At 69.9% G+C, this 11,981-nt stretch carries 8 protein-coding genes; 2 read left to right on the top strand and 6 right to left on the bottom strand.

The window, feature by feature from the left end; translation table 11 throughout:
- Positions 1-9 precede the first annotated feature (9 nt).
- The 5 genes from EV651_RS29465 to EV651_RS41995 form a co-directional block, all read right to left on the bottom strand.
- Positions 10-270 (bottom strand): hypothetical protein, encoded by a 261-nt coding sequence (locus EV651_RS29465; RefSeq protein WP_130388988.1) that lies wholly within the window; start codon positions 268-270, stop codon positions 10-12.
- 18 nt (positions 271-288) lie between these two features.
- Positions 289-966: a hypothetical protein gene (locus EV651_RS29460; protein WP_133788522.1), complete on the bottom strand. Its 678-nt coding sequence runs from the start codon at positions 964-966 to the stop codon at positions 289-291.
- A complete protein-coding gene (locus EV651_RS29455) occupies positions 963-3,695 on the bottom strand; it encodes an FtsK/SpoIIIE domain-containing protein (RefSeq protein WP_133788521.1) in 2,733 nt (910 codons plus the stop codon). The genes EV651_RS29460 and EV651_RS29455 overlap by 4 nt, the downstream gene beginning before the upstream one ends.
- Positions 3,696-3,799: 104 nt before the next feature.
- Entirely contained in the window at positions 3,800-4,195 is a 396-nt protein-coding gene (locus EV651_RS29450) for a VOC family protein (protein WP_133788520.1), read from the bottom strand.
- A gap of 7 nt (positions 4,196-4,202) precedes the next feature.
- Positions 4,203-4,517, bottom strand: coding sequence for a hypothetical protein (locus EV651_RS41995; RefSeq protein ID WP_202870560.1), 315 nt, complete (start codon positions 4,515-4,517; stop codon positions 4,203-4,205).
- A gap of 232 nt (positions 4,518-4,749) precedes the next feature.
- Here EV651_RS41995 and EV651_RS29440 point away from each other — a divergent pair, with 232 nt between their 5' ends.
- Positions 4,750-7,821 (top strand): PD-(D/E)XK nuclease family protein, encoded by a 3,072-nt coding sequence (locus EV651_RS29440; RefSeq protein ID WP_133788519.1) that lies wholly within the window; start codon positions 4,750-4,752, stop codon positions 7,819-7,821.
- Complete coding sequence (locus EV651_RS29435; RefSeq protein ID WP_133788518.1) at positions 7,814-11,263, top strand: exodeoxyribonuclease V subunit beta; 3,450 nt, start codon at positions 7,814-7,816, stop codon at positions 11,261-11,263. The genes EV651_RS29440 and EV651_RS29435 overlap by 8 nt, the downstream gene beginning before the upstream one ends.
- On the opposite strand, the gene EV651_RS29430 is transcribed toward EV651_RS29435, so the two are convergent.
- The gene (locus EV651_RS29430; protein ID WP_133788517.1) at positions 11,260-11,829 is read right to left on the bottom strand and encodes a LysE family transporter; all 570 of its coding nucleotides are present in this window, start codon (positions 11,827-11,829) and stop codon (positions 11,260-11,262) included. The two genes, EV651_RS29435 and EV651_RS29430, sit on opposite strands and share 4 nt — an antisense overlap.
- Between the last annotated feature and the right edge of the window lie 152 nt (positions 11,830-11,981).

Below are 11,981 nucleotides of genomic sequence, written 5' to 3'. Positions count from 1 at the left end.
CTTGACAGGTCAGATCTGGTCGGCGTAGTTCTTGCAGCCGGCCGACGCGATCTCCAGCGCCTCGGCGGCCTGTTCGACGGCCTTGCTCGCGGCCTCCAGGATCTCGGTGATGTCGCGGTCGATGCCGGTGGCGGTGCCCGCGATCAGGCTCTCCACCAACTGACTGTGCTGCGTGAACCGGAGCTTGAATCCGGCCAGGCCACCCGCTGCCTGCTTGGCCTCCATCGAGACCTGGTGCAGCTGTTCCTTGAGCCGCAGTACGTCGGACACCTCAACCCACTCCCAAATCTAGTTGCGCTTCTTCGGCAGCACGATCGCCGTGCCCGCCACGACGACCGGGACCAGGATCCCGAGCCACCACGGCAGTCCGGCCGCCATCGCGACGAAGACGATGACCGCGCCTCCCCAGCCCCACCAGCGCGCGCCGGGCAGTCGTGGCAGCCCGAGCATCCGAGACGCTGCCAGCATCGTGACGGCGGCGATCGCCGCAGCCTCGACCCCAGCCAGGAACGACCCACTGAGCACCCACACCAGCACGAACCCGACCAGTGCCAGGACCGCGCTGATGGTACGCCGCTTGCGCTGCTCCTGGAGCGCCCGGGCCTTCGTCCGCAGCTCCTCCAGTTGGTCGACCGACTCGGCGAGCTGCTTGGTGATCCGCTCGGCGACCGTCTCGATGTCGTTCAGCGCGCGGATCTCGGGCAGCGTGTGGTTCGCCCGCTTGCTTTCCGCGGGCAGCCCGGCGCGCTGCAAACTCTCCGCTGCCTTGTCCGCGAGCGCGTTCAGCCGCGTCTGCAGCTTCCGTCCCCGCTCGGCCATCGCATCGGCCTCGGCCGCGGCGGTCGCCTCGGCCTTCGACTTGTGCGCCGTCACCCGGTCCTGCGCCTGCTGCGCGTCGGCCCGCGCGCTCGCGACCGTCCGCAGCGCGCGGACGTACTCGGACCACTCCTGCTCCACAGTCTTCATCGCCGCACCAGGTCCACCGTGCGATCCACCTCGTCCGACCGCAGCGCGGCGAACGGTACGACGACCTGTGCCTCAGGATGCAACCCGTCCCACAGCAACGCCCGATGCGGTTCCGAGGCCCACCGCACCAGCGGACCCGCCACCGCACGTACGCCGTCCTGCGGGTGCCGGAGGAACAGGTGGGTCGCCACGTTCGCCCGCCCGTACCCGAGCTGCTCGGTGCACACATGCAGCCGGTTCCACCACCCGAACGTGATGAGGCCTTGCGCCGGCCCGTCCCGCACGATGTCCTGCAACGCGTTCGCCGGGCTCTCGAAGTACCCCTCGGCGTGCAACTGCATCCGCGGTACGCCGTGGAACCCGAAGCCGATCAGGTACGTGCCGCCGACCTCCCCGCTCCGCATCGCGTCCCGGAGCGCGAACAGGCGTGGCGCGATGTCGTCGTGCTTGTCGACGGTCTCGACCTCGCACCCGAGCTGCCGCAGCACCTGCACCAATGCATCCTTGCCCTCAGCAACAGAAGGCGCCGAGTTCGTACCGTCCACGAAGAGGAACCGCGGCGGCTCCACCGCTGATGCGGCCGTCGACACCGCCAGCCCGGTCAGCACACCGAGGGCATCCGGCGCCCCATCCCCCAGCACGAGTACGCCGGCGCCGGGCTCGGGACGCACCTCGACGGAAACCGGCTCCTCTGTCACCGCGATCGGCAGCCCGGTCCACGGCCGCCCCAACTCGGGCTTCACCGCCGACGCCGTGTCCGTCAACCGCGCCGGCTCGGCCAGATGGAACACCCGCGGCGGATGCACCGCCGTACCCGCACGCGTCCACAGCTCCTGCCGCAGCGAGTCCAGCACGAGCTTGTCCGCATAGCTCACGAGCACGTGCTGATTGTCGTCCGGCGACCCGAAGTTGGCGTTCAGCACCGCCTCGCCGCGGAACTGCAACTCGGCCGCGGCCGTGTTCCCACTGCGCAGAATCGCCTGCGAATCGGCCGGTGTCGTCTTCAGCGCGATCCGGTACGGCACCTGCCCGAAGATCGAGTCCCGCCGCGTCGACAGCCGCTTCACGCCCTCGATCGTCTGCGTCGCCAGTACGACGTGAACGCCGTACGCGCGCCCCAGCCGGACCAACCGCTCCAGCAGCCTCGCCGCCTCGTCCGCCAACTCGTCGTCGTCCTCGAGCAGCACCTGGAACTCGTCCAGTACGACGAGGATCCGCGGCGGCCGATCCGGGCCGGCCGGCAGCTCCGCGATATCGGCGACGTTGCCGTGCGACTTGAAGATCTCGCTGCGCCGTGCGAGCTCGTCCGAGAGATGACGCAGTACGGCGAGACCGAACGCGCGATCGCTGTGCACCCCGAGCACGCGGATCTGCGGCAGCCAGTGCGGCCGGTCCGGGCCGGGGCCGAGTGCCGAGAACTCGACACCGTGTTTGAAGTCGAGCAGGTACATCTCCAGGTCGGCCGGGGAATAGCGCGCGGCGAGACCGTGGATCAGTACGAGCAGCAGGTTCGACTTGCCCTGACCGACCGCGCCGCCGACGAGAACGTGCGGCAGTGCCGGGTTGCCGCTGCGCAACCGCACCAGCGCGGGCGTGCGGTCGTCGTACCCGATCACCGTCCCGACCTCGTCCTTGACCGGCTGCCACCAGGTCGAACGGTCCGGCAGCGTCCGGTCGAAGTCGATGGTCGGGAGTACGGCGATCTCCGCCTGCTCGGCGATCACGTCACAGATGCCCGCGGCAACTGTCGCGTCGAACGGCGGATCGAGCCGGGCCGGCGGCAGCTGAGCGACCTCGACGCGATCGTTGACGATGGCAACCGGGTTGAGGAGATCGAGCAACTGTCGCGAGTCCACGTCGAGCTCGGCCGCGGCCGACGCGTCGTAGTGGACCAGGAAGCAGATGCCACGCTTGCCCGCGGTCGCGGCCAGCCGGAGCAGGTCGCGCTGGGCGAGCGTGTCGATCCCGGACGGGTAGTCGAACAGGACGACGATCCGGTAGGGATCGGTGACCTGGCCGGTCTCCTTCAGCAGGTCCTCGAAGCGCTCGTGCCCGAGTTGAGCCTGCCGGCTCGCGCGCAGCGACGACACGTCCACCAGGCCGGACAGCACGGTGTGCAGCTGCTCCGCGGTGTGTGTTGCCCTGGGCACCAATTGCGGGTACTTCGTGGTCAGGTGACCGAGCAGCCCCATCATCCCGGTCAGCCGCGGATCGTACGCGTCGATGCGGAGCCGGAACGGTTCCGCGGCCGCGACGAGCCGCAGCGCGACGCTCTGCAGCAGGCGGCGCGCGGACTCGTTGCGGTCGCCGGTCACCTTCCAGCCGTTGGTGCGGAGCAGCGGCGCGACCACCGGCGTACCGGTCTCCAGCTCGCCGACCCGCACGTACGCCGGGACTCCCGCGCCGACCAGTTGACGCGAACGCCAGCGGGCGTCGTTCGGCGGAATCGATGCCAGGCCGGGTGCGAGGCGGTCCGCGAGCAGCCGTGCCTTGGGCTCGGCTTCGGACAACGCCTCCGCGGTCTTCGCGTCGACCAGCGCCCGCGACTCACGCCGGGCGGCGGCGGTCTGCTCCTGCAGTTGACGATGCAGCTTCACGGCGCGCTGATGCTCGCCGTACGTCAGCCGGCGGGCGTTGTCCAGCAACTGCGCCAGCGCGTGCTGCAAACCGCGGATCCGCGCTTCCAGGAGCTCCGGTGCGGCCGGTCCCCCGTCAGGCTTCTCCGTCACGAGCACCGACCTCCAACACTTGCCCCGTGACTATCTCTTGCCTGGTGTAACCATGTCACACCAGTGGCCCCAGTGGTCACTCCAGGTATCAGTAGTCTCACCTGCTAAGCGGGAGCGACGATTTCTAGTTCGTAGCCGTCGGTGTTGTGGAGGAAGGCGGCGTAATGCTGCGGGCCGCCGGCGTACGGATGGCGGTCGGCGAACATCAGCGTCCAGCCGTGCTCGGCGGCCTCCGCGACGATGCTGTCGACCTCGGCGCGGTCGGCCGCGTTCAGCGCCAGGTGGTTCATCCCCGGCCGCAGCCGGTCGTGCTCGGCGGCCGACATCGCCGGGCTCTGCTCGACGACGACGTAGCAGCCGTCCGGGGCGGTCCAGGTCATGCCGCCCGGCCAGCCGTCACCGTCCTTCCAGCCCAGCCGGTTGAGGACCCAGCCCCAGCTCGTGACGGCCCGGGACAGCTCCGGGACCCAGATCTCGACGTGATGCACCGCGGCAGCCATCGGAGCATTATCTGTGCTCGACGTCATGGTCCGACACAGCATGGTCCGGCACAGCATGGTCCGGCACAGCATGGTCCGACACAGCATGGTCCGGCACAGCATGGTGCGACACAGCATGGTGCGACACAGCATGGTGCGTCACGGCCGTCGAGATCACTGCTGCGATCGCTCCGGAAAGCAGCAGCCAGACCAGCGCGGCGAGCAGCCACGGCCACCACGGCCGGGCCTGCGCGGCCTCGGCGACGGCCTTGCCGAACAGTCCGCCCGCGGGCGCGAGGACGAGCACCGGCACGAATCGTGCGAACCTCGTCTCCCTGCTCATTTCTTCATTGTGCGAGGCTCCTGCCGCCCCCGCGCTGCCCACGGCGTTTCGCCCACGACTCGCACCCGCCGCCAACCTCGACTTTGAGAAGCCACCGACCATTTCCGTCGCGGATTTCTGGTCGGTGGCTTCTCAAAGTCGGGTTGTCCACCGCGCGGCCGCCGGGTGTTTCGGTTTGTGTCCGTGGGAGGGTTTAGCGTCTGCGGTGACAGTCGACAGATTGGGGGTCCTGGTGAGTACCACCCGGATCGAGAGCACGGCGTACGGCGCCGCGGCTCTGGAGCGCCTGCAAGCCGTCGTCGCACGGCTGAAGGCCGACGATCCGATGACCCCTGTCACCCTGCTCCTGCCCAACAACCTGGCCGGCGTCATCGCCCGACGCCACCTCGCCCGCTCCTCGGTCGCCGGTCTGTACCTGGCGACCCTCGAGCGGCTCGCCGAGCAGATCGCCGCGGGGTTGCTTTCGCCGCGACGTCCCGCGACCCGTCCGATCGTGGCGGCCACCTGGCGTACGGCGCTCGCGAAATCGCCCGGCGTCTTCGACGAGGTCGCCGAGCATCCGTCGACCATCCAAGCGCTTGCATCGGCCCATCGCGAGCTCCGTGACCTCTCCGAACCAGCACTCGACAAGGTCGCGAAGGCGTCCGCGCTCGGCCCCGATCTGGTCCGTCTGCACCGGCACGTCACCGCCGAGCTGGCCGCGGACTGGTACGACGCGACCGATCTGCTCCGCGCCGCTGCGGCCCGGATCGCGGCCTCGCCTTCAACTGTCGACGAGCTGGGCGCGCTGGTGCTGTACCTCCCGCAAGAGCTGACCCAGTCCGAGGCCGCGTTCGTCGCCGCGCTCGGTGAAGCGGCGGCCGATCTCACGGTGATCGTCGGACTGACCGACGTACGCCGCGCCGACCGCGCCGTGCGGCGATCGCTCGAACGGATCGGGATCGATCTGCCGACGTCGATCTCGAAGAACTATCCGGTCGCGACCGAGATCCTCAACGCATCCGATGCCGACGACGAGGTGCGTTGCGTGGTGCGGGACGTCGTCTCGGCGCTCGAGCACACGCCGGCGCATCGGATCGCGGTGCTGTATGCCGCGGCCTCGCCGTACGCACGTCTGCTGCACGAGCACCTGTCGGCGGCGCGTATTCAGGTGAACGGTCCAGGTACGCGTCCGGTGCACGAGCGGGCGATCGCGCGGACGCTCCTCGAAGTGCTCGCGCTGGTCGATCAGGATCTGCCACGCGCGGACGTGTTCCGGGCGTTGGCGAATGCGCCGACGCGCGACTTCACCGGCGAGCGCATCCCGGTGCCGCAGTGGGAGCGGATGTCACGGGCGGCCGGGGTGGTGCGTGGAGACGACTGGGACACGCGGCTGGCGCGGTACGCGCAGTCGGAGCGGCGGACCGCTGACCAGGAGGAGGCGGCCGAGGATCCACGGCCGGCCGCGGTACGGCGCGCGCAGTACAACGCGTCGACGGCCGAGCGGTTGCATACGTTCGCGTCGACGTTGCGGGCGCGGCTGAACGCCCTTGCGTCGTTGGAAACCTGGTCATCGTTGTCTGAAGGTGTGCTGCAACTGTTTCACGATCTGCTCGGGGACTACTCGTCCTTGCCCATCGAGGAGCAGTACGCCGCGGCCGCCGTCGAGGGATCGTTGAAGGGCCTGTCCACGCTCGACGAGCTCGGTACGGCGGCGAGCCTCGCGGTGCTGCGCGACGTACTCGATCTCGAACTGCAGCAGTCGCTGCCCCGCGTCGGGACGTTCGGGACGGGCGTGCTGGTCGCGCCGCTGTCCGCGAGTGTCGGGTTGTCGGCGGACCTCTTGTACGTCGTCGGCCTGTCCGAGGACCTGTATCCGGGACGAGTACACGAGGACGCGCTACTCCCCCACCGCGTGCGTGAGGCGGCTGCGCCCGAGCTGGCGTCGTTCCGCGATCGCCTGGACGAGAAGCAGCGGCATCTGCTCGTCGCGTTCTCGGCGGGTGCGCGGGTGGTCGCGTCGTTCCCACGCGGCGATCTGCGACGGTCGTCGCGGCGGTTGCCGACGCGCTGGCTGCTCGGGTCGTTGCGCGAGCTCACCGGTGATCACGCGTTGCCCGCGACGCAGTGGGACCGGTACGGCGAGGTGCTGCGGACGTCGGCGTCGTACGCCGGTTCGTTGACGACGGCAACGATGCCCGCGACCGAGCAGGAGTGGCAGACGCGCGCAGCCGCGGCGCGACTGTGGGTCCAGGACGGGGTCCTCGTGCGGGCCCGGGAGTTGCTCCGAGGGCGTGCATCGGCTGCCTTCACGCGCTTCGACGGGGACTTGTCGGGGGTCTCGGGGCTGCCCGAGTTCGCTGTCGAGGACCGGATCGCGTCACCCACGTCGCTCGAGTCGTATGCGACGTGCCCGCACGCGTACTTCGTCGAGCGGCTGCTGCAGGTGGAGCCGTTGGAGGCGCCGGAGGATCTGCTCGTCATCTCACCGATCCAGATCGGTAACCTGATCCACAACAGCCTGGACGCGTTCGTGAGGCGACTGGCCGGTTCGTTGCCGGGGTACGGCGAGCCGTGGACGGAGGATCAGCGGAAGCTGCTGCTGGCGATCGGGGCGGATCTCGCGGATCAGTTCGAGGCGGAGGGGCTGACCGGGCATCCCCGGCTGTGGCAGCGCGAGCGATTGCGGATCCTCGGCGACCTGATGGTGCTGCTCACCGACGACGATCGCTGGCGCGCTTCGCGGAACGCGTCGGTGGTTGCCAGTGAGTTGACGTTCGGGTTCGACGGCGAGCCGCCGGTCGAGATCCCGGTGCCGTCCGGCCGGGTGCTGCTGCGCGGATCCGCCGACAAGGTGGACCTCGGCGCGGACGGCACGATCTACGTGACGGACGTGAAGACCGGCGGCTTCTCGCGCTACGAGGGCATCGAGGCGGATCCGGTCGCGGGCGGCACGAAACTGCAGCTGCCCGTGTACGCGTACGCGGCCCGCGCGCGGCTGGGTGAACCGTCCACTCCGGTCGAGGCGTCGTACTGGTTCGTCCGGCGCGGCGGCAAGCGGATCCCGGTCCCGCTGACCCCCGACGTCGAGGCCCGGTACGTCGAGACGCTCGACGTGATCGTGTCGTCGATCGCGGCCGGGCTGTTCCCGCCGAAGGCACCCGAAGTACCGGACTTCCTGTGGGTCCAGTGCCCGTACTGCAACCCCGACAGCCTCGGCCACAGCGAGGTCCGGGCGCGTTGGGAGCGCAAACGCCACGATCCGGTGCTGGAACGGCTGGTGCGGCTCATCGACCCGACTGCCCTGGAGGCCGGCGATGAGTGAACAGTTGCTCGACGGGTCCGCTCGGGACCGGATCCGCTCGGACACCGACACCACCCTGTTCGTCGAGGCAGGCGCCGGGTCCGGGAAGACGCACGCGCTGGTCGAGCGGGTCTGCACACTGGTGCTGCGAGACGGCGTACCGCTGCGATCGATCGCGGCCGTGACCTTTACCGAGAAGGCCGGCGCGGAGCTGCGGGACCGGCTGCGGGTCGAGTTCGAGAAGGCGCGGAAGACCGAGGACCGGCAGCTCGCCGACGCCGCGCTGGACGATCTGGATTCCGCGTCGATCGGCACGCTGCACGCGTTCGCGCAGCAGATCCTGCTCGCGCATCCGATCGAGGCCGGGCTGCCGCCGCTCATCGACGTACTCGACGAGGTCGGCTCGTCGGTCGCCTTCGAGGAACGCTGGGCCGAGCTGCAGCAGCAACTCCTCGACGACGACTCGATCGCCGAGCCCTTGCTGCTTGCGATGGCGGTCGGGGTCGAGCTGAAGCATCTGCGGTCGCTCGCCCGCTTGTTCGGCAACGACTGGGACCTGATCGCGGATCGGGTTCTGGTCGAGCCTCCGGAGCTCGTCGCGATGCCGGATCTCAGCGGCCTGATCGCCGCGGCGGCGCAGATCGGCGCCGCGGCCGAGACCTGCCTGGACCCGGAGGACCGGCTGCTGCCGAAGGTCCAGCAGATCCGCGAGCTCGGTCTGACGCTGGACACCGCGTCCGATCAGGAGACGCAGCTCGCGCTGCTCCAGACGTTCCGCGGCCTGAAGGTGGGCAGGATCGGGCGCAAGGAGAACTGGCCGGACATCGCCAAGGTCCGCGGGGACTGCACCGAGGTCGTCGAGGTCGCCGGCTCGCTCGTCGAGCTGCTCCTCGATGCTTGCCTCCGGCATCTTTCGCATTGGATCGCGGAGCGGGTGCTGGAGTCGGCCGAGCTCCGGCGCGCCGAGGGGCGGCTGGAGTTCCACGATCTGCTGGTGCTCGCGCGCGACCTGCTGCGGCGCGATCCCGAGGTGCGTGCGGATCTTCAGGACCGCTTCGAGCGGTTGCTGCTCGACGAGTTCCAGGACACCGACCCGATCCAGATCGAGCTCGCGGTGCGGATCGCCGGCGGCGCCGAGGCGGACGCCACCGACTGGCACGACGTCGAGGTCCCGGAGGGGCGGCTGTTCGTGGTCGGGGACCCGAAGCAGTCGATCTACCGGTTCCGGCGCGCCAACATCGCGACGTACCTCACGGCCCAGCAGCTACTGGGCGAAACGGTCGCTCTCACCACGAACTTCCGCACGGTGCCGCCGATCCTGAGCTGGATCAACACCGTCTTCGGGACGCTCATCCAGCCCCACGAGTCCGCCCAGCCGTCGTACCAGTCCCTCTCCCCGCACCGCACGAACCCGACCCGCGGTGTCCCCGCGCGCCCCGAGCCCACTGCGCCGTCTCCCGACGCACCTGTGAAGGGCGAGCAACTCTCGATCTTCGACGAGCCCACCCTCTTCGACACCCCGGCAGACTCCGAGGAGCAGGTGAGTGATCTCGCGGCGGTTCTCCCGTTCCGCCGGCGCGGCGCCGACTTACCGCCTGAACCATTGCCGGACGAGTCCGAGGACCCGTCGGCCGGCCCCGCCGTCACGATCCTCGGCGCTACACCGCACGACGACCTGCCGCGCGCGCAAGCCTCCGTTCTCCGCGAACGCGAAGCCACCGACGTCGCCGCGGTCATCGAGGAAGCGCTCCGCGAGGGCTGGCTGGTGTACGACGACCGCGCGGAAACCTGGCGCCCCGCGGAGGCCGGCGACATCGCCGTACTCGTGCCGGCCCGGACCTCGCTCCCGTTCCTGGAAGACGCCCTCGACCGCGCCGACATCCCGTACCGCGCGGAAGCCAGCTCGCTCGTCTACCAGACCGCCGAGGTCCGCGACCTGCTCGCCTGCGCCCGCGCGCTCGGCGACCCGAGCGACCAGCTCGCCCTCGTCACCACTCTCCGCTCACCGCTGTTCGGCTGCGGCGACGACGACCTCTACACCTGGAAGCGCAACGGCGGCACGTTCACCCTGACCGCACCGGTCCCCGACCAGCTGCTCACGCACCCGATCGGCGAGGCGATGGAGTGGCTCCGCCGGACGTATTACGCCGCCCGTTGGCTCACCCCCAGCGAGGTCCTCGCGAAGATCGTCGCCGACCGCCGCATGCTGGAAGTCGCCGCGATCGGCCCCCGCGCCCGCGACGCCTGGCGCCGGATCCGGTTCGTCGTCGACCAGGCCCGCGCCTGGTCGGAGGTCGAGCACGGCGGCCTCCGCTCGTACCTCGCCTGGGCCGCCCACCAGGGCGAGGAGACGTCCCGCGTCGCCGAGGCCGTCCTGCCTGAGACCGACGCCGACGCGGTCCGGGTGATGACGATCCACGCCGCGAAGGGCCTCGAGTTCCCGATCGTCATCCTCTCCGGCATGACCGCCTCTCCGAACCGCCAGCGCGGAGTCCAGGTCCTGTGGCCGCTGCCCGGCGGCTACGCGGTGAAGCTCAAGTCGTCCGTCCAGACAGAAGACTTCGACCTCGTCCAACCCGTCGACGAGCAGATGGACGACTACGAACGCCGCCGCCTGCTGTACGTGGCCGCGACGCGCGCTCGCGACCACCTGGTCGTATCCCTGCACCGTTCCGGCAACCGCCGCCATACGAGCAACGCCGAGCTCCTCGCGAACGCCGGGGGCGTCGACGCGCCGCACGCCACGCTCTTCACCGGCCCACCGGTCCCCGACCGCGAGCCGACCGGCAGCCCGGACGTCAACCCGCCGATCTCCCGCACCGAGTGGGAGACCCGAGCCGCCGCCGCCCAAGCCGCGAGTCGAGCCCGCTCCGCCCAGAGCGCCTCCGGTCTCGAAGGCACCGCCCCGGAACTGTCCGTTGCCGCCGGCACCGACGAGGTCCTCATCGACCCCGGGACCGCGAAGGGCGCCCGCGACCTCGAGCTCCCGCCGTGGTCCAAGGGCCGCTACGGCACCGCGATCGGCCGCGCCGTGCACGCCGTACTCCAGGTCGTCGACCTCTCCACCGGCGCCGGCCTCGAAGCCGCCGTGTCCACGCAATGCCTCGCCGAGGGAGTCCTCGAGTACGCCGACGTCGTCACCGCACTCGTTCGTTCGGCGCTCGCATCCGACGTGGTGAAACGCGCCGCCGCCCGTGAGCACTGGCGCGAGTCGTACGTCGGCACCGTCCAAGCGGACGGCACCGTGCTCGAAGGTTTCGTCGACCTCATCTATCGCGAGGACGACGGCCGTCTCACCATCGTCGACTACAAGACCGACGCGATCCCGGCCGCCGCCCTGGACAGCCGGGTCGCGTACTACGCACCCCAGCTCCAGGCGTACGACGAGATCCTCCCGAACACGGCGCCGCCCATCCTCCTTTTCCTCAACCCCAACGGCGCGATCGAGCGACAGGTGCCCTAGGCAACGATCCTCACCGCCAGGACGACGATCACCGCTGCCGACGCCAACGCGGTCACCAGTCGCCCCAACGGACCGGTCAGCAACCGCCCGAGCAAGGCACCGCCGCCCGCGAGCAGCAGTTGCCAACTGGCCGACGCCACGAACGCGGCCGCCACGAACACGATCCGCTCGCCAAGCCCCGCGACGCCCGATCCTCCGAGCACGAGCGCCGCGAAGTAGATCACGGTCCACGGGTTCAGCATCGTCATCCCGAGCATCCCGAAGTACGCCGCCCACGCCCCGATCGGCGTCTCCTGCTGCAGCGCAACGATCCGCCGCTCGCGATAACGCCGTACCGCTTTGGCCGCTCCCATCACCGCGAGACCGATCAGCACCACGACCGATGCCCACCGCAACGGCCCGACAACAGGCACCAACAGCGGGGCCAACACCGAGCCGGCGCCCGCAGCCACCGCCGCGTACACGCCATCAGCCGAAGCAACCCCCAGCGCCGCGAACGCCCCGATCCGCAACGAACTCCGCGCCGTCAACGCCACCAAATAGGTCCCGACAGGCCCGACCGGCATAGCAACCCCATACCCGGCCAAGAGCCCCGCGACCACCACCCCGATCACGACTGACCGGAGATCGACCCCCACCCACGACCAACCTGCTGCTGCAGAACCCCAGCCACCAAGGCCAAAGCTCCCACCAGCAACACACCAAAGGTCGTAGTAAT

Source organism: Kribbella sp. VKM Ac-2571 (genome assembly GCF_004362255.1).
GTDB classification, from domain to species: Bacteria; Actinomycetota; Actinomycetes; order Propionibacteriales; family Kribbellaceae; genus Kribbella; species Kribbella pratensis.
This window is presented reverse-complemented; position numbering and strand designations above follow the sequence as displayed.